At 62.8% G+C, this 21,147-nt stretch carries 22 protein-coding genes; 16 read left to right on the plus strand and 6 right to left on the minus strand.

Annotation, left to right across the window (positions count from 1 at the left end; genetic code table 11):
• The first annotated feature begins 8 nt into the window (after nucleotides 1–8).
• The 5 genes from purH (at nucleotide 9) to ACR0EZ_RS08140 (ending at nucleotide 5,363) form a co-directional block, all read left to right on the plus strand.
• Nucleotides 9–1,598, plus strand: coding sequence for a bifunctional phosphoribosylaminoimidazolecarboxamide formyltransferase/IMP cyclohydrolase (gene purH / locus ACR0EZ_RS08120; RefSeq protein ID WP_480612147.1), 1,590 nt, complete (start codon nucleotides 9–11; stop codon nucleotides 1,596–1,598).
• Nucleotides 1,598–2,068, plus strand: coding sequence for a signal peptidase II (gene lspA / locus ACR0EZ_RS08125; RefSeq protein WP_480612148.1), 471 nt, complete (start codon nucleotides 1,598–1,600; stop codon nucleotides 2,066–2,068). The genes purH and lspA overlap by 1 nt, the downstream gene beginning before the upstream one ends.
• Nucleotides 2,069–2,118: 50 nt before the next feature.
• Nucleotides 2,119–2,634: a DUF3035 domain-containing protein gene (locus ACR0EZ_RS08130; RefSeq protein WP_480612149.1), complete on the plus strand. Its 516-nt coding sequence runs from the start codon at nucleotides 2,119–2,121 to the stop codon at nucleotides 2,632–2,634.
• A gap of 81 nt (nucleotides 2,635–2,715) precedes the next feature.
• Nucleotides 2,716–4,056, plus strand: coding sequence for a M16 family metallopeptidase (locus ACR0EZ_RS08135; RefSeq protein WP_480612150.1), 1,341 nt, complete (start codon nucleotides 2,716–2,718; stop codon nucleotides 4,054–4,056).
• Nucleotides 4,053–5,363 (plus strand): M16 family metallopeptidase, encoded by a 1,311-nt coding sequence (locus tag ACR0EZ_RS08140; protein WP_480612151.1) that lies wholly within the window; start codon nucleotides 4,053–4,055, stop codon nucleotides 5,361–5,363. Before ACR0EZ_RS08135 ends, ACR0EZ_RS08140 begins: the two co-directional genes overlap by 4 nt.
• A 24-nt stretch (nucleotides 5,364–5,387) precedes the next feature.
• On the opposite strand, the gene ACR0EZ_RS08145 is transcribed toward ACR0EZ_RS08140, so the two are convergent.
• On the minus strand, nucleotides 5,388–6,197 hold the full coding sequence (locus ACR0EZ_RS08145; protein WP_480612152.1) for an SDR family oxidoreductase: 810 nt from the start codon (nucleotides 6,195–6,197) through the stop codon (nucleotides 5,388–5,390).
• Between the two features lie 319 nt (nucleotides 6,198–6,516).
• Between ACR0EZ_RS08145 and ACR0EZ_RS08150 the strand changes: the two genes are divergently transcribed.
• The 6 genes from ACR0EZ_RS08150 to ACR0EZ_RS08175 all read left to right on the plus strand — a co-directional run bounded on the left by ACR0EZ_RS08150 (nucleotide 6,517) and on the right by ACR0EZ_RS08175 (nucleotide 13,834).
• A complete protein-coding gene (locus tag ACR0EZ_RS08150) occupies nucleotides 6,517–7,470 on the plus strand; it encodes a metal ABC transporter solute-binding protein, Zn/Mn family (RefSeq protein ID WP_480612153.1) in 954 nt (317 codons plus the stop codon).
• A 3-nt stretch (nucleotides 7,471–7,473) separates the two neighbouring features.
• Nucleotides 7,474–8,277 (plus strand): metal ABC transporter ATP-binding protein, encoded by an 804-nt coding sequence (locus ACR0EZ_RS08155; RefSeq protein ID WP_480612154.1) that lies wholly within the window; start codon nucleotides 7,474–7,476, stop codon nucleotides 8,275–8,277.
• Nucleotides 8,278–8,280: 3 nt separating this feature from the next.
• Entirely contained in the window at nucleotides 8,281–9,486 is a 1,206-nt protein-coding gene (locus ACR0EZ_RS08160) for a metal ABC transporter permease (RefSeq protein WP_480612155.1), read from the plus strand.
• The gene (locus tag ACR0EZ_RS08165) at nucleotides 9,483–10,412 is read left to right on the plus strand and encodes a metal ABC transporter permease (protein WP_480612156.1); all 930 of its coding nucleotides are present in this window, start codon (nucleotides 9,483–9,485) and stop codon (nucleotides 10,410–10,412) included. Before ACR0EZ_RS08160 ends, ACR0EZ_RS08165 begins: the two co-directional genes overlap by 4 nt.
• Nucleotides 10,413–10,692: 280 nt before the next feature.
• Nucleotides 10,693–12,546, plus strand: coding sequence for a DNA mismatch repair endonuclease MutL (gene mutL, locus ACR0EZ_RS08170; RefSeq protein WP_480612157.1), 1,854 nt, complete (start codon nucleotides 10,693–10,695; stop codon nucleotides 12,544–12,546).
• A 58-nt stretch (nucleotides 12,547–12,604) separates the two neighbouring features.
• The gene (locus tag ACR0EZ_RS08175; RefSeq protein WP_480612158.1) at nucleotides 12,605–13,834 is read left to right on the plus strand and encodes a DNA recombination protein RmuC; all 1,230 of its coding nucleotides are present in this window, start codon (nucleotides 12,605–12,607) and stop codon (nucleotides 13,832–13,834) included.
• A gap of 95 nt (nucleotides 13,835–13,929) precedes the next feature.
• On the opposite strand, the gene ACR0EZ_RS08180 is transcribed toward ACR0EZ_RS08175, so the two are convergent.
• Genes ACR0EZ_RS08180 through ACR0EZ_RS08190 form a run of 3 tightly spaced genes read right to left on the minus strand, consistent with a single transcriptional unit; the run spans nucleotide 13,930 to nucleotide 15,568 of the window.
• On the minus strand, nucleotides 13,930–14,334 hold the full coding sequence (locus tag ACR0EZ_RS08180) for a hypothetical protein (RefSeq protein WP_480612159.1): 405 nt from the start codon (nucleotides 14,332–14,334) through the stop codon (nucleotides 13,930–13,932).
• A 57-nt stretch (nucleotides 14,335–14,391) separates the two neighbouring features.
• Nucleotides 14,392–15,042 (minus strand): ChrR family anti-sigma-E factor, encoded by a 651-nt coding sequence (locus ACR0EZ_RS08185; protein WP_480612160.1) that lies wholly within the window; start codon nucleotides 15,040–15,042, stop codon nucleotides 14,392–14,394.
• 10 nt (nucleotides 15,043–15,052) lie between these two features.
• Nucleotides 15,053–15,568, minus strand: coding sequence for a sigma-70 family RNA polymerase sigma factor (locus ACR0EZ_RS08190; protein WP_480612408.1), 516 nt, complete (start codon nucleotides 15,566–15,568; stop codon nucleotides 15,053–15,055).
• A 289-nt stretch (nucleotides 15,569–15,857) separates the two neighbouring features.
• On the opposite strand from ACR0EZ_RS08190, the gene ACR0EZ_RS08195 reads away from it, so the two are divergent.
• The 5 genes from ACR0EZ_RS08195 to ACR0EZ_RS08215 all read left to right on the plus strand — a co-directional run bounded on the left by ACR0EZ_RS08195 (nucleotide 15,858) and on the right by ACR0EZ_RS08215 (nucleotide 18,897).
• Nucleotides 15,858–16,712 carry a DUF1365 domain-containing protein gene (locus tag ACR0EZ_RS08195; protein ID WP_480612161.1) on the plus strand — a complete coding sequence of 285 codons (855 nt, stop codon included), beginning with the start codon at nucleotides 15,858–15,860 and terminating at the stop codon, nucleotides 16,710–16,712.
• 3 nt (nucleotides 16,713–16,715) lie between these two features.
• Nucleotides 16,716–17,033 carry a DUF3775 domain-containing protein gene (locus ACR0EZ_RS08200; protein ID WP_480612162.1) on the plus strand — a complete coding sequence of 106 codons (318 nt, stop codon included), beginning with the start codon at nucleotides 16,716–16,718 and terminating at the stop codon, nucleotides 17,031–17,033.
• 179 nt (nucleotides 17,034–17,212) lie between these two features.
• A complete protein-coding gene (locus ACR0EZ_RS08205) occupies nucleotides 17,213–17,440 on the plus strand; it encodes a DUF1127 domain-containing protein (RefSeq protein WP_480612163.1) in 228 nt (75 codons plus the stop codon).
• A gap of 50 nt (nucleotides 17,441–17,490) precedes the next feature.
• Nucleotides 17,491–17,694 carry a hypothetical protein gene (locus ACR0EZ_RS08210; protein ID WP_480612164.1) on the plus strand — a complete coding sequence of 68 codons (204 nt, stop codon included), beginning with the start codon at nucleotides 17,491–17,493 and terminating at the stop codon, nucleotides 17,692–17,694.
• A 162-nt stretch (nucleotides 17,695–17,856) separates the two neighbouring features.
• The gene (locus tag ACR0EZ_RS08215) at nucleotides 17,857–18,897 is read left to right on the plus strand and encodes a tetratricopeptide repeat protein (protein ID WP_480612165.1); all 1,041 of its coding nucleotides are present in this window, start codon (nucleotides 17,857–17,859) and stop codon (nucleotides 18,895–18,897) included.
• Nucleotides 18,898–18,941: 44 nt separating this feature from the next.
• Here the strand turns inward: ACR0EZ_RS08215 and ACR0EZ_RS08220 are convergent, their stop codons facing one another.
• Nucleotides 18,942–20,084 (minus strand): saccharopine dehydrogenase family protein, encoded by a 1,143-nt coding sequence (locus ACR0EZ_RS08220; RefSeq protein WP_480612166.1) that lies wholly within the window; start codon nucleotides 20,082–20,084, stop codon nucleotides 18,942–18,944.
• Nucleotides 20,085–20,087: 3 nt separating this feature from the next.
• Nucleotides 20,088–21,143: a saccharopine dehydrogenase gene (locus tag ACR0EZ_RS08225; protein WP_480612167.1), complete on the minus strand. Its 1,056-nt coding sequence runs from the start codon at nucleotides 21,141–21,143 to the stop codon at nucleotides 20,088–20,090.
• Between the last annotated feature and the right edge of the window lie 4 nt (nucleotides 21,144–21,147).

The raw sequence follows: 21,147 nt of genomic DNA on the forward strand, positions 1-21,147 counted from the left end.
TTGGACCCATGACCGACTTTCACCCCGTGCGCCGCGCGTTGCTTTCCGTTTCCGACAAGACCGGGCTGACCGAGCTGGGCAAGGCGCTGGCCGAACGCGGGGTCGAACTGCTGTCGACCGGCGGCACGGCGAAGGCGCTGCGCGAGGCGGGGCTTGAGGTGAAGGATGTGAGCGAGGTCACCGGCTTCCCCGAGATGATGGATGGCCGGGTCAAAACCCTGCACCCGATGGTGCATGGCGGGTTGCTGGCCCTGCGCGACAATGACACCCATGTCGCCGCGATGACCGAACACGGCATCGGCGCGATCGACCTGCTGGTGGTGAACCTCTACCCGTTCGAGGCGACCGTGGCCAAGGGTGCGGATTACGATGAATGTGTCGAGAATATCGACATCGGCGGCCCGGCAATGATCCGCGCGGCGGCCAAGAACCATGCCTTTGTCAACGTGGTTGTGGACGTCGAAGATTACGACAAACTGCTGGGCGATATGGATCAGCACAACGGCGCGACCTGCCCGAAATTCCGCCGCAAGCTGGCGCAAAAGGCCTATGCCCGCACTGCCGCTTATGACACCGCCGTCTCCAACTGGCTGGCCGGTGCGCTGGCGCTTGAGGCCCCCAAACGCCGCGCCTTTGCCGGTGAGCTGAAACAGACCCTGCGCTATGGTGAGAACAGCCATCAGCAGGCGGCGTTCTATACCGACGGCACGAACCGCCCCGGCGTGGCGACCGCTGTGCAGCATCAGGGCAAGGAACTGAGCTACAACAACATCAACGACACCGATGCTGCGTTCGAACTGGTGGCTGAATTCGATCCGGCGCAAGGTGCGGCCTGTGCCATCATCAAACACGCCAACCCCTGCGGCGTCGCCACAGGCGCGACGCTGCTGGAGGCTTACAAGGCCGCGTTCGACTGCGACCGCACTTCGGCCTTCGGCGGCATCGTGGCGCTGAACCAGCCGCTGGATGCGGAAACCGCGCAGGAGATCACCGGGATTTTCACCGAGGTCGTGATCGCTCCGGGCGCGTCGGATGAGGCCAAGGCGATCTTTGCCGCCAAAAAGAACCTGCGCCTGCTGACCACCGAGGGCCTGCCGGACGTGACCGCCGGTGGCAAGACCGTGCGTCAGGTGGCCGGCGGCCTGCTGGTGCAGGACAAGGATAACGGTTTTGTCGGCATGGATGACCTGAAGGTCGTCACCAAGAAGGCCCCGTCTGACGAGCAGATGCGCGACCTGCTGTTTGCGTGGAAAGTGGCGAAACACGTCAAGTCGAACGCCATCGTCTATGTCAAGGACGGCGCGACCGTGGGCGTCGGTGCGGGGCAGATGAGCCGCGTGGACTCGGCCCTGATCGCGGCGAAGAAAGCCGAACGCATGGCCGATGTGCTGGGCTTGGCCGAACCGCTGACCATTGGCTCGGCCGTGGCCTCGGACGCGTTCTTCCCCTTCCCCGACGGTCTGATGGAGGCGGCGCAGGCCGGTGCGACCTGTGTGATTCAGCCCGGCGGCTCAATGCGTGACGACGAAGTGATTGCCGCAGCCGACGAGGCCGGACTGGCGATGGTCTTCACCGGCATGCGTCATTTCCGCCACTGATGCGCACGCGCCTTCTGCTTTGGGCGGCGCTGGCCGCGTTTGCGATCGACCAGATCAGCAAATATCTGGTCGTGCACGTCATGCGCGTGGCCGAAGGCGAGATTGACGTGCTGCCGCCGCTGCTGGTGTTCAAATACGGCGAGAATCGCGGCATCAATTTCGGCCTGTTCCAGGGCGACAGCGACTCGGCGCGCTGGGTGCTGATCGGGATTTCATTGGTCATTTCGGTGGGCGTACTGATCTGGCTGCTGCGCGCGGCCCCCACGAAACTCATGCTGATCTGCGGCGGGCTGCTGATCGGCGGGGCGCTGGGCAATGTGGTGGACCGTGTGCTGTACGGGTTTGTGCTGGATTTCCTCAACATGTCCTGTTGCGGCATCCACAACCCGTTTGTGTTCAACCTGGCGGATGTGTTCATCTTTGCCGGTGCGGTGGGGCTGGTGCTGTTCGATGCGAAAAAGCCCTCGTGACGCGCCGGATGATATGCGATAAAAGCGCTTCAAACTGGCTGGAGACGACGATGCGGATGCCGCGTGCCATATTTGTTCTGACAGTTGCTGCCGCCGTTACGGGATGCAGCAACCCCGGCCTGCGCGATTTCGACCCTCCGGGTGCCGGACCGGATGAGTTCGCGGTGCTGCCGGTCAAACCGTTGACGCAGCCGCAGGATTACGCGTTCCTGCCCGCCCCGACGCCGGGCGGCAGCAATCTGACCGACCCGAATCCCAACGCCGATGCCGTGGTCGCACTGGGCGGGAGCGAGGCGGCGCTGAACCCCAATACCGCGATTCCATCGTCTGACGCGGCGCTGGTCACCGCCTCAAGCCGTTATGGCGTGCCCGCAAACACGCGCGAGGTGGTGCAGGCCGATGACGATGCCTTCCGCAAGCGCCGTGGCCGCTGGACCGGCCTGCGCCTGTTCCCGGTCGACCGGTACGAACAGGTCTATGAACGTCAGTCCATCGACCCCTACGCAGAAACCGAGACTGCCCGCCGTGCCGGTGTGGAAACACCGTCCTCGCCGCCGGATGAATAATTCTTAACTTTCCGTCATCTCTCTTGATCCCGGCTGGCACCACCGTAGTTTGAAGGTCTGAAACGAAACGGAGGATGCCCCATGGTTCGGGCTCTGGCATTGTCTGCCGCCCTGATCGCCGCCACCCCGGTATTGGCCGAGGATGGCAAGGAAGCGGTCACAACCTTTACGCTGGATAACGGCATGGATGTCGTGGTGATCGAGGATCACCGCGCCCCCGTCGTGCAGCACATGGTCTGGTATCGCGCCGGATCGGCGGACGAACCCGTCGGATCATCCGGCGTGGCGCATTTTCTCGAGCATCTGCTGTTCAAGGGCACCGACACGCTGGCCCCGGGCGAGTTCTCGGCAACGGTCGCGGCCAATGGCGGCAATGACAACGCCTTTACCTCGTATGACTACACCGCCTATTTCCAGCGCGTTGCCGCCGACCGGCTGGAACTGATGATGCAGATGGAAGCGGACCGGATGCGCAACCTGCGCCTGACCGAGGACGATATTGCCACCGAACGCGACGTGATCCTCGAAGAACGCAACCAGCGCACCGAAAACAGCCCCCGCGCCCTGTTCGGCGAGCAGATGAACGCGGCGCAGTATCTGAACCATCGTTACGGCGTGCCGATCATCGGCTGGAAGCACGAGATGGAGACGCTGGACATGGAGGACGCGCTGTCCTTCTACGAAATCCACTATTCCCCCAACAACGCCATTCTGGTGGTGACCGGCGATGTCGACCCGGATGCGGTCCGCACGCTGGCCGATCAGTATTACGGCGTGATCCCGGCCAATCCCGACCTGCCCGAACGCGTCCGTTCGCAAGAGCCGCCGCAGACCGCCGAGCGCCGCCTGACCTACAAGGACCCGCGCGTGGCGCAGCCCTATGTGCAACGCAGCTATCTGGCCCCGGAACGCGATGCAGGCGCGCAGGAAAAGGCCGCCGCGCTGTTCCTGCTGGCCGAGCTTCTGGGCGGGGGCACGACCTCGTATCTGAACGAAAAGCTGCAGTTCGAGGCGCAGACAGCCGTCTATGCCGGCGCGTTCTACCGGGGTGTTTCGCTGGACGACACCACCTTTGACCTGATCGTGGTGCCCGCCGAAGGCGTTTCCCTGCAAGAGGCGGAGGATGCGATGGACAAGGCCGTGGCCGATTTCATCGTGGACGGGGTGAACGAAGAAGACCTCGACCGGATCAAGATGCAGTTGCGCGCGTCTCAGACCTATGCCCGCGACAATGTGGACGGGATCGGCAACCGCTATGGCCGCGCCCTGACCAGCGGGCTGACGGTCGAGGATGTGCAGGCCTGGCCCGACATCCTGCAGGCCGTGACCGGGGATGAGATCATCGCCGCCGCCCGCGAGGTGCTGCAACCCGAAGCATCCGTGACCGGCTGGCTGATGCGCGACGATGAGGTGACGCAATGACCCGGATTTTCGCAACTATTATTGCTTTCGTCGTCGCCATCCCCGCATGGGCCGAGATCGAGATTCAGCCGGTCACCTCGCCCGGCGGCATCACCGCCTGGCTGGTCGAGGATCACTCGATCCCCTTCACTGCGCTGGAACTGCGCTTTCGCGGCGGCACCTCGCTGGACGATCCGGACAAGCGCGGCGCGGTCAACCTGATGAGCGGCCTGATCGAAGAAGGCGCGGGCGACATGGATGCCCGCACCTATGCGCGCGAGCTTGAGTCGCTGGCGGCCTCGTTCAGCTATCGCGCGACGGACGATACCGTGTCGATCTCGGCCCGTTTTTTGACCGAAAACCGCGATGAGGTGATCGATCTGCTGCGCACCACGATCCACGAACCACGCTTTGATCAGGATGCGGTCGACCGGGTCAGGGCACAGGTTCTGTCCGGCCTGCGCTCCGATCAGACCGATCCCAACGACATTGCCGGGCAAAGTTTCGCGGCGATGGCCTATGGCGATCACCCCTATGGGTCCGAAGGCAAGGGCACGATCGAGAGCGTCTCGGCCCTGACACGTGACGATGTGGTCGAAGCCTATGACAGCGTGTTTGCCCGCGACCGTCTCTATGTCGGGGCCGTTGGCGACATCACGCCGGAAGAACTGGGTGCTTTGCTGGACACGCTGCTGGCCGATCTGCCCGAGGTGGGTAAGCCGATCCCGGACCGAGCCGATGTGACCATCCCCGGCGGTGTCAGCATTGTCGAATTCGACACGCCGCAATCCGTGGCGCTGTTCGGGCAGGCCGGGATCGACCGCCACGATCCGGATTTCTTTGCCGCCTTCGTCCTGAACCACATCCTTGGCGGTGGTGGCTTCGAAAGCCGCCTGATGCAGGAGGTGCGGGAAAAACGCGGCCTGACCTACGGGATCGGGACCTACCTTGTGCCCAAGGATCTGGCCTCGGTCTATCTGGGCTCAGTCTCCTCGGCCAATGATCGCATCGCCGATACGGTTGCGGTGATCCGCGATGAATGGGCCCGTGCCGCATCCGAGGGCGTGACGCAGAAGGAACTGGACGATGCCAAGACCTATCTGACGGGGGCCTACCCGCTTCGGTTCGACGGCAACGGCCAGATCGCCGGGATCATGGTCGGAATGCAGATGGAGAACCTGCCCATCGACTACATCGCCACCCGCAACGATCAGGTCAACGCCGTGACGCTGGACGAGGTCAACCGCGTCGCCAGCGAATTGCTGGACCCGGACGGGTTGCATTTCACCGTTGTCGGCAAGCCGGTCGGGCTGGAAGCCACCAACTGAACGATCAGGGGCTGAGCGCGTTGCTCAGCCCTTTTTCATGCCACGCAGCATCTGGCCCATCATCTGCCCGAACTTGCCCGACCCGCGCTGATACAGCGCGCCGTCCACCGACAGCACCGTGCCGCTGATATAGCTCGCCAGATCTGAGCAAAGGAACAGGCAGGCATTGGCTACATCCTGTGGCGTGCCCCAGCGCCCCAGGGGCACATCGCGGCGCAATTCCTCATGGGCGTTTTCGGTCGGGGCCAGCCGCCGCGCGCCCTCGGTCCCTTCGATGAACCCGGGCACGACCGAGTTCATGCGGATCCCCTCGACCCCCCATTCCATCGACAGCGTCCGGGTGATCTGATCCACGCCCGCCTTGGCGGCGCAAACATGGGCCTGCCCTTCGTAGGGCAAAAACGCCTGCGGGGCCGAGATGTTGATGATGCTGGCACCGGGCCGATTCAGAAAGGGATAGGCCCCTTTCAGCACATGCACCGTGCCCATCAGATCGATATCCACCACGGTCTTGAACGCGTTGACCGACATCTCGGATGTCAGCGCCGGAAAGTTGCCCGCCGCGCCGGACACAAGCACGTCGAAATCGCCGAAAGCGTCGTGGAATTGTTCGAGGCCAGCGGCCACCGCGTCCGGATCGCGTACGTCGAAAGCCGCCCCCATGGCCTCGGCCGCGCCGGCGGCTTTCAGCGCCGCGACGGTGTCATCCACCTTGTCCTGCGACCGGCTGGCAACGGCCAGCTTCGCGCCCGAGGCCGCAAACGCCTCGGCAATGCCCCGGTTGATACCGCTGGTGCCGCCGATGACGATGACGGTTTGTCCTGAAAAATCCATTTGGGCCTCCGTTGGCTGGGAACCCTATTCGCTAGGCCCCGGTATGTAATTGCTTCGGTCTCAGCCTGCAGCAAGCGGCACGGATGGTCTATGATTCAGTCCAAAGTGACCGATTTTCGCTTCAGCGTCCCGGTCGTTCTCCGGTCGCCGGACGGGCACTGAGATCGGCAGCAGGGACCGCGTGTGTGCTCTGGGTGAGAGGCTTTTTGCCCAAATGGGCAAAACAAGCGCTTTCTTGCGAATAATTCGCATTAGCGTTGACTTAATTGCGAATGGTTCTCATATTCAACTGGAAACGGAAAGCAAAATGGGGCTGTCCATGATTCGTCGCAGTTTTCTTGCAGCGCTGGCATTTGCCGCAGCTTTGCCTGTTGCCGCATGGGCCGAGGCACCGCTGAAAGTGGTCGCAACCACCGGCATGATCGCGGATGCGGCGCGGCAGGTGGGCGGTGATCAGGTTGAGGTAAAGGGCCTGATGGGCCCCGGCGTCGACCCGCATGCCTATCGTCAGACCCGCAGCGATATCGTGGCGATGACCCGGGCGGACCTGATCCTGTGGCATGGCCTGTACCTTGAGGCGCAGATGGAAGGTTTCTTCCATGATCTGGACCGCAAACGGACGGTTGTTGCGGTGGCCGAAGGCATCGACACCACCAAGCTGCGCGCCCATGACGATTACGCAGACAAATACGACCCGCATGTGTGGATGACGCCGGAGCTTTGGCGCGAGGTGGTGCTGGAAGTACAGGCGGCGCTGACAGAAACCCGCCCCGGAGCAGCCGCGACCTTTGCCGCCAACGCACAGGCGCATCTGGCCGATATCGACCGGCTGACGGGCTATGCGGATAAGGTTCTGGCCTCGGTCCCCGACAACAACAAGGTGCTGGTCACGGCGCATGACGCGTTCGGCTATTTCGGCGACAGTTTCGGGTTTGAGGTTCTGGGCATTCAGGGCATCTCGACCCAGTCCGAGGCCGGTCTGAACCGGATCGGAGAACTGGTCGACCTGCTGGTTGATCGCCAGATCACCGCTGTCTTCGGGGAAAGCTCGGTCTCGGACCGGTCGATCCGGGCGCTGATCGAAGGCGCGGCGGCCAAAGGGCACGAGGTCAAGGTCGGCGGTGAGCTGTTCTCGGACGCCATGGGCGAGCCGGGCACGTACGAGGGCACCTATATCGGTATGCTGGATCACAACATCACCGTCATTGCCGGTGCGCTGGACGGGGATGTGCCCGGTCGCGGCATGGACGGCAAACTGTCGGCGGGGTTCTGAGCGATGCTGAATCTGGTCTCGGACAAGGGCGTTTCGGTGCAGGATCAAGGGCTGGACACCAGCCCGCTATGCGTGCGCGGTCTGACCGTGTCGTACGGGCAGAAACCAGCGGTGTTCTCGGTGGATATGACCGTGCAGCCCGGTGCGATGACCGCGATCATCGGGCCGAACGGGGCGGGGAAATCGACCCTGCTCAAGGCCGCATTGGGGATCGTGTCGCCGCTGTCCGGTCAGGTGACGGTCTATGGCAAACCGCTTGAAGCGCAGCGCGCGCGCATCGCCTATGTGCCGCAACGCGCCAGCGTGGATTGGGATTTTCCGACCCGCGTGATCGATGTGGTCCTGATGGGCCTGTCCCGTCAGCTGGGCCTGCTGGGGCGCATTCGCGCACGGCACATGGCCCGCGCGATGGATTGCCTGAACCGCGTCGGCATGCGCGATTTCGCGGATCGCCAGATCGGGCAGTTGTCCGGTGGTCAGCAGCAACGGGTGTTTCTGGCCCGCGCGCTGGCGCAGGACGCTGACCTGTATCTGCTGGACGAACCCTTTGCTGGCGTCGATGCGGCCACCGAAAAAGCCATCATCGCGGTGCTGAAATCGCTGAAGCAGGCGGGCAAGACCGTTATTGTGGTGCATCACGATCTGGCCACCGTCACCGACTATTTCGATCATGTGTTCCTGATCAACACCCGCAAAGTGGCCGAAGGACCCGTGGCGCAGGCCTTCACCGCCGAAACCCTGCAGGCGGCCTATGGCGGTCGGCTGGCCACCGCACAGATCGACCAGATTTCGCAGGCCTTGGGCTAAATCATGCTTTGGGACGCGCTGAGCCTGCAGCTTGGCTATAACGCCACGCTGGTCGCCATTGGTGCGACCCTGCTGGGCGTCTCTGCCGGGGTGACCGGCACCTTCCTGTTTCTGCGCAAACGCGCGCTGGTCAGCGATGCGATCAGCCACGCGACCCTGCCGGGTGTCTGTCTGGCCTTCATGCTGCTAGTGGCGCTGGGCGGCGACGGGCGCAACCTGCTGGGCCTGCTTGCGGGGTCTGCGGTCTCGGCCTGGGTCGGGCTGCTGTGCATGAACTGGCTGACCCGGCGCACCCGTCTGGCCGAGGATGCGGCGATCGGGGCGATCCTGTCGGTCTTTTTCGGCTTCGGCGTCGTGTTGCTGACCGTGATCCAGACCATGGGCGTGGGCCGTCAGGCCGGGCTCGAGGGGTTCCTGCTGGGCTCGACCGCCGGAATGCTGTTTGCCGATGCGCTGATCATCGCCATTGGCGGCGCGGCAACTTTGCTTCTGGTGCTGCTGATCCGCCGTCCGATGACCATGGTGGCTTTTGATCCCGAATACGCGGCGGCGCGCGGGTTGCCGGTGCATCGGATCGATCTGGCGATGATGGGGCTGGTGATGGCGGTGACGGTGGTGGGGCTGAAAATCGTCGGCCTGATCCTGATCGTTGCCTTGCTGATCATCCCTCCGGTCACCGCCCGGTTCTGGTCTGAACGATCCGAGCGGGTGGTTCTGCTGTCCGGCCTCGCAGGCGGGCTGGCTGGCTATATCGGCGCGGCGATTTCAGCCTCGGCCCCGAACCTGCCGACCGGGCCGATCATCGTTCTGGTCAGCTTTGGCTTCTTTGTCCTGTCGCTGCTGTTTGCGCCGGTGCGCGGCGTGCTTGCCGCCGTGCTGCGCCACCTGCGGTTCCAGCGCCGGGTGCATATCCGGCAGGGCCTGCTGGCGCTGGCGCAGGGGCAGAAGATCTACGAACCGCTCACCCTGCGCCTGCTGCGCCGCGCCGATCTGGTGCGCGCCGATGGGGTGGCGACCGAGGTCGGCAAGGCCCGTGCCGCCAAGGCCCTGCGCGACGAGAAACGCTGGGAAATCATCCGCGCCGATCAGGCGCATGAGGCGACGGCGGCACTTTATGACGGGTTGCGCGATATCGAAACCGTGCTGACGCGCGACCAGATCGCCGAGATCGACCGCCAGATCGGCGGCCCGCAGGGAGTGCCGACATGAGCGGTGAGGAATTCGTCCCCCTGTCCCTGACGCCCCTGCTGATCGGCACATTCGCGGCCATCGCCTGCGCCCTGCCGGGCAATTTTCTGGTGCTGCGCAAACAGGCCCTGATCGGCGATGCGATCAGCCATGTGGTGCTGCCGGGAATCGTGGTGGCCTTTCTGCTGACCGGAGCCATCTCGACCTGGCCGATGATGTTGGGCGCAGCAGGCGCGGCGGTGGTCGCCGTGGTGCTGATCGAGGCGATCCGGCGACTGGGACAGATCGAACCCGGTGCGGCGATGGGCGTCGTGTTTACCACCATGTTTGCGGCGGGCGTGCTGCTGTTGGAGCAGACCGATACCTCGGCCGTGCATCTGGACGTCGAACACGCGCTTTACGGCAATCTGGAAAGCCTGATCTGGCTGGATGCGACCGGCTGGCCCTCGCTGCTGGACCTGCAGGCGCTGGCGGGGCTGCCGCCGGAACTGCCGCGTATCGCGCTGACACTGGCTGGGGTGATCCTGTTCATCTGGCTGTTCTGGCGGCCGCTGAAAATCTCGACCTTTGACGAGGGTTTCGCCCAAACCATCGGCATCCGCACCGGCGCGCTGGGTCTGGCGCTGGTGATCACGGCGGCCATCGCCGCCGTGGCCGCGTTCGATGCGGTGGGGTCGATCATCGTGATCGCCATGTTCATCTGCCCGCCCGCCGCGGCGCGGATGATGACCAACCGGCTGGAGGCCCAGATTGCATGGAGTGTCGTCTTTGCCATCGTCTCAGCCGTGTCGGGCTATGTGCTGGCCGGCTATGGCCCGTTATGGCTGGGCGGGGCGGATGCGGTCAGCGCGGCCGGGATGATCGCCACGATGTCCGGCCTGATCCTTGCGCTGGCGGCGATGTTTGGCCCTTGCAGGGCACGGGTGGGCGCGCGCACGTCTGCGTGAAGCGGCGTTTTCCTGCCAACCGGTTTCGCAGGCCATCGGCCAAACTCTGCCCAGATTGCACAGCCGGATTTCTTAACAAGATTTAAGCTAAATCCCGTGTTAAACAGACAGTCGTTAACAGCTGAAATACCACCACTCACTTCGGCTTGTCCGGACAGTCGTGATCATGCGGGAACTGATAGAAGCGACCCGCCGCGACTGTTCGGACGCCCCCTCAGCCTGAAATCTCACCGCTCAAACCTGTGGCAGAATCGTGCGCGCATGTGCTAGGTCTAGCGGTATGGCGCAGACGAACCCCTATATCCACGAAAATCGCCCGGTCATTCGGCAACTCGACGATGCCGCGATCAACCGCATCGCCGCTGGTGAGGTGGTCGAGCGTCCGGCCTCGGCGGTCAAGGAACTGGTGGAGAATGCGATAGACGCGGGGGCCACGCGTATTGCCATCGATATCGCTGATGGCGGCAAGACCCTTATTCGCGTGACCGATGATGGCTGCGGCATTGCCGCCGAGGATCTGCCGCTGGCCCTGTCGCGCCATGCCACGTCCAAGATCGACGGCTCTGATCTGCTGAACATCCACACCTTCGGTTTCCGGGGCGAGGCGCTGCCCTCGCTGGGTGCGGTGGGGCGGCTGACCATCACCAGCCGGGAGCCCGAGGGTGAGGCGGCGCAGGTCCGCGTGGCAGGCGGGCAGATGGAGGCGGTGAAACCGGCCGCCTTGCGCGCCGGTACGGTGGTTGAACTGCGCGATCTGTTCTACGCCACGCCCGCGCGGCTGAAATTCATGCGCACCGACCGGGCCGAGGCGCAGGCAATCACCGACACCGTGAAACGTCTGGCGATGGCGGAACCGGCGATCACCTTCACCCTGCGCGACGTGTCCGGCGGGGGCGAAGGCCGCGTGACCTTCCGCGCCGACCGCGAGAATGGCGATCTGTTCGACGCGCTGCACGCCCGTCTGGCCCGCGTGATCGGGCGCGAATTTGCGGAAAACGCCCTGCAGATCGACGCCACGCGCGAGGGGATACGGCTTTATGGTTACGCCGCGCTGCCGACCTATTCGCGCGGTGCGGCGGTGGCGCAGTACCTGTTCGTCAATGGCCGTCCGGTGCGCGACAAGATGCTGACCGGGGCGCTGCGGGCGGCCTATTTCGATTTCCTCAGCCGCGACCGCCATCCGGCGGCGGCGCTGTTCATCGATTGCGATCCGACGCTGGTGGATGTGAACGTGCATCCTGCGAAATCCGAGGTCCGGTTCCGCGATCCCGGCGTGGCGCGCGGGCTGATCGTCTCGGCCCTGCGGCATGCGCTGGCCGAGGCGGGGCATCGGGCGTCCTCGACCGTTTCTAATGCGACCCTGGGGGCGATGCGGCCCGAGCCCGCGCGGCCGGCCCCGGCGCGGGTGTATCAGATGGACCGCCCGTCCCCTGCGGCGCGTCAGGCGGCTTTTCGCGCGCAGGCCCCGGGGTTTGCGGAACTGGCTCAGGATTACAGCGGCAGCGTCGTCGAACCGGCACCGGTCGCGCCGGTGGAGGTCCCCGAAGCGCAGGACGTGCCTCTGGGCGCCGCGCGCGGACAGGTGCATGAGAATTACATCATCGCCCAGACCGCCGATGGCATGGTGATCGTCGATCAGCACGCCGCGCATGAGCGGTTGGTCTACGAGAAGCTGAAACGCCAGATGGCCGAGAACGGTGTCGCGGCGCAGGCGTTGCTGATCCCCGAGATTGTGGAACTGTCCGAGGGCGATTGCGCCCGCCTGATGGCGGTGGCCGACGACCTGTCGCGCCTTGGGCTGACGCTGGAGCCGTTCGGCGGTGGCGCCATCGCCGTGCGCGAAACACCCGCCATTCTGGGTGAGGTCGATGCCCGCGCGATGATCCTCGATATCCTCGACGAACTGGCCGATCAGGGCGAAAGCCAGACCGTGCAGGCGCGGATCGAAGCGATTTTGTCCCGCGTCGCCTGCCACGGTTCGGTCCGGTCGGGCCGCCGGATGCGGGCCGAGGAAATGAACGCCCTACTGCGCGAGATGGAGGCGACGCTCCATTCCGGCCAGTGCAACCACGGGCGGCCGACTTACGTGGAACTGAAGCTCAGCGATATCGAGCGGCTGTTCGGGCGCAGTTGATTTGATACTGCGCGCGGGTTAAGAAGGCTGAAACAAAACGAGAACAAACTGAGTCGTGATGATTGAGATAGCAGGCACCCCTTACGCATTGAACGACCCCGTGATTCTTGTCGCGGGCGGGGTGGTCGCCCTGATTCTGCTGCTGTTGTTCCTGTCGCTGCGCGCCGCGCAGCGCTCGGCCCGGATGGCGGAACCGCTGGCGCGGCAGATGGCGCATCTGGGCCAGCATGTGCAGCAGTTGGGGCAGGGGCAGGAGCAGTTGCGCGGCGGGTTGCAGCATGTCTCGGACACGCAGGCCAATGCGCAGGTGCAGGTGATCCAGACCGTGGAATCGCGCCTGTCTTCGGTGCAGCAGCAGATGAATGACCGGCTGGCGGACAACGCGATGAAATCGGCGCGGGCGCTGGCCGAAATGCAGGAGCGGATGAAGGAAACCCTGCACGGGTCATCGAAACAGACCGCGACCTCGCTGACGCAGTTGCAGGAACGTCTGGCGGCGATCGACAAGGCGCAGGACAATATCACCAAACTGTCGGGGGATGTGCTGAGTTTGCAGGATATTCTGTCGAACAAGCAGCGGCGGGGCATGTTTGGGGAGATTCAGCTGAACGACATCGTCTCAAAGGCGCTGCCCGCCGACAGCTATTCGCTGCAGGCGACCCTGTCGAACGGCAAGCGGGCCGATTGCCTGATCCACCTGCCGAATCCGCCGGGGCCCATCGTGATCGACGCCAAATTCCCGCTGGAGGATTTTGAAGCGCTGGCGGCGGCGCAGACCCGTGAAGAGGTTGAAAGATGCCTGCGCGCCTTTGGGGCTGCGGTGAAGGTGCATATCAAGGCCATTTCCGAGAAATACATCCTTGACGGCGAAACCGCCGATGGCGCGCTGATGTTTGTCCCCTCCGAAGCGATCTATGCAGAACTGCACGCGCGTTTGCCGGATGTGGTGCGCGACGGATTCGCGGCGCGGGTCTGGATCGTGTCGCCGACCACCTGCATGGCAACGCTGAACACGATGCGGGCTATCCTGAAAGATGCGCGGATGCGCGAACAGGCGGGCGCGATCCGCAAGGAACTGGGCATGCTGCACAAGGATGTGGAACGTCTGGGCGACCGGGTGGCAAATCTGGACCGGCATTTCGGGCAGGCGGCCAAGGATATTTCCGAGATCAAGATCAGCGCCGATAAGGCGGGACGCCGGGCGCAGCGGCTGGACAATTTCGATTTCGAGGAACTGGCCCCCGACGACCACGACAACGTGGTGCCGCTGGGCAAATCCGAGGGGTAGGGCGCTTTGCGTTTGATTTGACTCGAAAAATGCTGCCTCTTCGTTTGGTTGGACGCGCATTTCGATAGAACCACCTCAGGTAAAACGCTTTAGGGCTACTGGATCGACAGGTCCAGAGTGTAGCCGACCGTCTTGCCGGTGTCGCGGTCATTGCCCATCAGGTAGACGCGGATTGTATACTCTCCGTCCTCGGGCAGATCGATGCGGGCGGTGTTGCCGTTGATCGAGCCGATATAGATCGCCTCGCCATCGCTGCCGGGTGGCAGGATGTTGAAGTAGATTACCCCGTTGCCGTTGGTGTCGCTGACCTGAAGCTCGGCGAACATCTCCTGCCCGGCACTGGCCCCGAGCCTGTAGTCGAAATATTCGTTTCCGGTGATTGTCCCGCTGACCATCGTCCCGAAATTGCCGGGCTCGAACGTCACCTCCGCGACCATCTGTGCCGACGCGACGGGCGCAAATCCGGACAGTGCCACTGAAAATGCCAATGCTCTGATCATCGCAACGCCTTGCCGTTCCAAACTGCGCATCAGCATATCACGGAACGTCCCGCGCCGTCAGATTCGCAGGAACGGCTGGAACAGGCGCGGCATCAGCTTACTGAATTTCAGCGGCGCGTCGGTAACGGCCAGACAGATGCAATCCCCGGACATATCTGCCGTGGGCGTGTGATGCAGATCTTCATCAGCAATCTCGACATCGCCGCGGGCGAAGTGATCGACCTCATCCGAGAACGCGCCCTGCAGCACCATCGTCAGTTCCGTGCCGTTATGGCTGTGATCGGGCACGGCGACACCGGCGGGGATGAGCAGCAGGCGAGCCGTTGCCTCTTTCGAGGTCGGCAGGATCGCCTGTTTCACGCCCATGCCGATGGGTTTCCAGCGGATATCGTCGACCGTTCCGCCTACGTAATCCTGCAGCGGGACCGGCAAGACGGCGCAGCCCGGACGTGCGGGCCTGGGGGTCGGTGCGCCCTGGGCGATCAAGGCCATCGTGGCGGCCAGCGACGCGTCACTCATATCGACGGTATCGGCCTGTTCCTCCAGAACATGGCCGCCCACGGCGTCAAAGCTTTCCGCCCGCGCGCGGCAATGGTCGCACAGGGACAGATGCGTGGCGACCATCAGGTCAAACGCTTCGGGCAGATTGCCCGCGGCATAGGCCATCAGCAGGTCGTCCGTCAGGTGATGTTTGATCGTCTCGCTCATTTCCATCATCTCAGTTCATCGCATGGCGCAAGCGGTCCAGCGCCAGCCGTATTCGTGATTTGATCGTTCCCAGCGGCAACCCGGTCTGAGACGCAATTTCCCGGTGACTCAGATCCCCGAAATACGCCTTCTCGATCAGTTCTCTCTGCGCTTCGGGCAGGGCCAGAATGGCGCTGCGCAACTGCGCGGTTTCCTGTTGCAGCGCGATCACGTCGTCCTGGTCGGGCTCCGCCTCGGGTCCCCAGCCCAGTTCTTCGGGTTCGGGGCGGCGTTGCTTGCGCAGAACGTCGATGCGCTTGTTCCGAGCGATAGTAAACACCCAGGTGGCCACCGTTGCCCGTGCTGGATCGAACAGATGGGCCTTGTGCCATAAGGTCGCCATCACCTCTTGCGCGCATTCCTCGGCCATCGTGGCGTCTGATCCCGATTTGATCAGAAACGCCTTGATACGCGGCGCGAAGTGCTGGAACAGCTCGGCAAAGGCCGCCTGATCCTGCGCGTCCCGGATGCGCCTGACATGGTCCACCCACTCGGTTCTGGTGCCGCAACTTTGCTTCGTTCCGTTCACCGGCTTTCCCTTGATGCGTTTCTTTGCGCGCCAAGGCTGAGGGGCGGCCGCTTCAGCCGCAGGTTCGTCCAAGGTCACGGAGTCGATCTCGGTAAACATAACCACTTTACGCGGGCCGACCCAAGCCGGATCACTTTGTCGGGACAAATAAATCCAATCCGGGCTATTTTTCGTATCGGTGTATAGAGTGGTTTGCGGAAAAGAGCGCCGTTTGAACAGTTTACGGCGCAGCGGGAAGTTCGGCGGAATGAAGCATATCGACCATGTTGCGGGTCACACCTATCACGGGCGCAAGGGCGCGATCGAGAATGCGTTTCGCTATTCCGTCGACTACATCCTGTTTGACCCCGAGTCCGATCCGGCAACGCCTGCGCTGTTTTCCCTCGACCGGGCGAATGTCACCAACTGGCGCACCCGCGATCATGGCGGCGCGCCGGGTCAGGGCCACGGCGCTGCATGGCTGCGCGCGCGGTTTGACGAAATGGGGGTCGCCCAGCCCGCCCGGATCCTGCTGCTGACCCAGCCGCGCGTGCTGGGATATGTGTTCAACCCGGTCAGTTTCTGGTTCTGTTTCGACGGAAACAATCAGCTTTACACCGTGGTAGCCGAGGTCACCAACACCTATGGCACGCGCCACAGCTATCTGTGCCACAACCCCGGCTTTGCGGCCATCGGGCCGTCGGACCGGGTGGTGGCCGACAAGCTGATGCATGTGTCGCCGTTTCAGAAGATCGAAGGGGACTATACTTTCCGCTTCGATTTCCGCCCCGACCGGGTTGGTGTCTGGATCGATTATGGCCGCGACAAGGGCGGCCTGATCGCCACCCTGACCGGGCCGCGCCGGCCCCTGACCAACCGCGTGATCCTGTGGTCGCTGTTGCGCCGTCCTTTTGGCGCTCGCCGGACCTTTGCCCTGATCGTCTGGCAGGCGCTGAAACTCTGGGCCAAAAAGGCCACCTTCCGCCCGTTCCGCAAGGCGCCGGTGCCGGACCGCCCGATGTCACGGGTGCGCACATCGCCTGCGCCGGTTTGCGTAAGATCAAAGACTCCGCCCTCCGAGGATGGTTGTGATACCCTCAGAACCGCGAACACGAGGAGCTGAAACATGTTGGAAATCTCGGCAAGAAAAGTCGCCCAGGTCGCCATGATGGGCCGCGAACTGAACCGCGCCGAGGGCGAGCTGCGGGCCTTCATCGACCGTATGGGCGAGGATGAGCAGGCCGAGCTGGTCGCCATCATGTGGATCGGGCGCGAGAGCTTCTTCGCGGAAGACCTGGCCGAGGCCATCGCCACCGCCAGGTCCGAGGCTTCGACCCCCTGCGCCGATTACCTGATCGGTACGCCGCATCTGTCGGACCATCTGGAAAACGGTCTGGATGCGCTGGGAATTTCGGCAGAGGATGTCGAAAACGATCTGATGTAACGGCCTAAGCCTGCAGGGCCTGTGCAGCGCCCTGACCCTGCCCGGGCTGCAGGATCGGCCCGCTCTCTCCGGATTTGGAACCTGAACAAACCTTAATGAACCGCTTTGGTGTCGTTAAGGCGGGGTTCCTTAATTGAATGTCAGAACGACAGCGCAACCAAGTTTCGGAGGAGAAAGACATGGCCTATACACACACAGCAGAAGCCCGGACCGGCCTGTTTGACGGTCTGTTCGCCAGATACGCCGACACCAGGGTCGAACATTTTCGCCGTCGGATTTATGCCAAAACCGTGCGGGATCTGGAACAGCTCAGCGACCAGCAACTGGTGGATATCGGTGTGGCGCGGGACGAGATCAAACAGCGCGCCTATGACAGCGTCTATCACAACAAGCCGTATCAGCAGTGATCGGACGCCCGGTGCGCCCTGACCCCAACACCCAACGTGAGGTTCCTGACATGTTTGACGTGATCCCACCCGCCAACGCGCCCGCCCCGACCGCCAGCGCCCTGCTGCTGTTCGACCGCGCCATGCGCATCCGCGCCATCAGCTCGGACATCGTCCGCGCCGCGCAGTATCTCAACGGCCTGAGCGACAACCAACTGGCCGAACTGGGCATCAACCGCAACGATATCGAGGATACGATCCAGCGATATTCCTGAATGGAAGTTTCAGATCTGTCCCTTACCAAAAAGGCCATTCCAATAAATTGGGGTGGCCTTTTGGCATCACCGGTACTTTGGAATGGTGGATGACGTGGTTGACATGGACAACCTTTGATAAATCACCCTAGGGTTAGGTCGACTATACTTTTGGTTGATTTAATGAATTCCGATACCCCGCCAAACCCGCCGAAGCGCCGATCAAAACTTGCCCGCATTCTAACCGCACTCATCCTTTTGATAGTCTGTGGCGTGGTTTTTGTCGGCCATGAACATCGAAAGCTGATCGAAACCTGCAACTTCCGCGCAGCCGACCCGCAGGACAAGCTTGCGGCCTGCGATACTTTGCTGAAATGGACAGCGCACAAGCCATCAACCCGGTCCTTAATCTACCGGCACAAAATGCGTGTCTATATGACGCTGGATCAGACCGATGAAGCATTGCATCAGGTCGATCTGGCCATAAACGCCGACCCGGAGAGTTCTGTCCCGTGGCAATGGAAAGCCACAATTCTGGCTCGGGCCGAAAAGTATCCGGCGGCTCTGGAAGCGATTGACACCGCGTTGGAGTTGCAGCCGGGTTATGATTTCTCGCTTGAAACCAAGGCCAAGCTGTTTCAGCGCATGAGGCGGTGGGAAGACCTTGAAAATTTGGTGGCTGACGCGATCGATGACCATGACGTTGGTGCCTGGGCCTGGAGCTATTCGGGCTATCTAAAGCTAAGAAACCAGAGCTACAGGGATGCGGCTGCCGCCTTTGCAACGGCGCTGCGGTTGAGACCTGATGATACATACAGTCGGCGCAAGTTTTTCGAGGCCTGTCGCGCAGCCGGTGCAGACTGCCCGGAACTATTTCCTGAGCATTCCCATGATTTGTCCAAAGAAACCTGTGATCAGGTGATCAATAAGTTTTCGACGGCTCTCTCCGAGAAACTGGACGGGGAAGTCAATCTTGTCTCCGTTTCAAATGGTGTCTTGCAGGGCTATGCGGCTGGGCTGAGAATTCTTGAAGAAGGTAAACTTGTCCGTGAGATTGAGAAATTCTTAGAATTTGATCGTTTGGTCGCCTGTATGCTGCAGGATTCTTCCGAGAGTGGTACAAACTGGTTTGACAAAATCCTCCTGGAGAATCTGGATCGTGCTTATCCGATCTATATTCGCGACAACGCAACCCGGTGGGGGATTGAAGCGGTTCAGGATTAGCCCTCTTTATTGGCTAGATTGTTGAAAAAAGGGCTAATGAAGCTTCAAATCTGATGATCCACCACCTGCAAATGCTGCGCCAGTTTGTTGATCTCGCCCATCCACTCCCGCACCAGTTTCGGATCGCTGGGGGCTGCGTGGACGCCTGCCGGGATGGCGCGGTTCAGGACGGCCTCGACGGCCAGTGACACCGGCACCGACACCAGCCGCGCCATCGCCGTGCCGCGTTCGTCGCCCCAGGCGTCCATTACATAGGTTTTGTGCCAGACTTCGACGCCTTCTTTCTCGGCGTTCAGGCCCACGCACAGAACCACGCGGTCGGGCTCGCCTTCGTCATAGGCGTTCTCGGCCCAGAACTGATCCGACATCTCTTTCAGGCGGGCGTCGCCTTGCGCGCCCGAGAGGGTTTCGATCGCGGTGAACACGTCCGACCATGCATCCGCCCAGCCGTTCAGGCGCAGGGTGCCGCGGACGAACTCTTTGACGGTCCAGTGATCCTCGAACTGGTACTCGGCCATAAAGGGCAGCGAGTCGCGGTTGGGATAGACCTCAAAGCTTTCTGGTGCGGGCAGCGGGGCGATATAGCTGCTGATCGCGCCCCACGGGCGGGCAACGTCCAGCGGGGCATAGTCGCGGATCGACCGGGACGGAGAGCGCAACGCCTTCAAGACGCCCAGTGGTGACCAGCTGAACTTGTAGCGGAACGGGTTCGGGATTTTCGGGATGCCACCGCAATACGAGATGAAGCTCAGATGGTTTTGCGGATCGAACGCGCCCGAGGCGCGGTAATCCGCGACCAGCGCATGCGCCATCAGGTGGTCGATGCCGGGGTCCAGCCCGACCTCGTTGACCAGCGCCACACCGGCCTCGCGCGCGGCCTCGTTCAGCGCGCGCATCTCGGGCGCGATGTACGAGGATGAGACGAAATTGGCCTGTTTCGAGATCGCCAGTTCCGCCAGCGGCACGTGCCAGTCGCCCGGCAGCATGGACACGATCACGTCGCCCTTTTCCAGCACCGCGCCCAAGGCGTCGATGTCAAAGGCGCGGATATCATCGGTCAGGTCGCCGACCTCGGCTTTGGCTTTTTCGACGGTCCGGTTCCAGACGGTGACGCTATGGCCGCTTTCGATCAGGCGGCGCAGGCCGGGAATGGCCGACAGGCCGGTGCCACACCAGTGAATCGTCATCGCTCAGATCCCTTCGATATGTGTTCTGTAGATTGCTTCTGCCCGACCCCAGACGCCGCTGTCCAGATCGGTCAGGGTCAGCAGCGAGGGCAGAAGTTGCGCTGCGTAATCCTGCGAGCTTTCGACCGGCAGCATCGAGGGCAGGTTGTCGATGGCCATCACGTCCATCACCGGGTCGGTGGCCACACGCAGGGCGGGGGCGTCCCATGTGGTGGCGCGGTCATAGACCGGCACCGGGTTGTAATCGCTGTCCGGGTCGCAGGCCACATCGCCGATGGCGGTCAGCTTGCGCGGGGCGGTCAGGGCTTCGCGTGGAACAAAGACCGGGGTGCCGGGGCGTGCAAAGATGCAGTTCAGGAACAGGTCGTGGGTCAGGATTTCCGGGAACGGGCCGCCGCTGGCGGTCTCGGCCATGTCCCATTTGGTGACGGTGACGCCCATCGCCTCGCACAGGTCTGCGGCCCCTGTGCCCACGCGGCCCAGGGCGCCGATGACGATGGCGTTGGCGCGCGCCGCACCGGTGGCGTCCAGTTCGGCAACCAGTTCGGTGTTCAGAGCGTCTTTGCTGGAATAGACCCCAACCGGCGGGCATTCCTGTCCGCGTTGCTGCGCGGCCCATGTTTTCAGAGTGACCGCAGCCCCCGCATATCCGGCCCAATAGCCAAAGGCGGCGACCCGGCGGTCATTTTCGTCCACCAGATATTCCAGATCATAGAGCGTACCGCCCCCGGTCTTGAACCGCTGCAACAAAGCACGGCCGGAATGCTGGCCTTTATAGGCATGGCCGAACATGATGTGGCGATGGGGCAGGGGCGTGCCATCCTCGGGCAGTTCCTTGAGGCCGAAGATGATCGCGTCCAGCGGGGCCTCGGGCCAGGTGTTTTCAGGCGCGATCTCGCAGCCCGCGTCCCGGTAGCCGTCCATCGGAATGGCGCGGACCGAGCTTTCCTCGACCGTCACGCGGAGGCCTGCGGCGATCAGGGCCGCAGCCCCTTCGGGGGTCAGCCCGACCCGTTCCTCGTTCGGGCGCTGTTCGGCCCGGACCCAGAGATGTGTCATGCGT

The sequence above is a fragment of the Ruegeria sp. AK4 genome, from assembly GCF_056541025.1.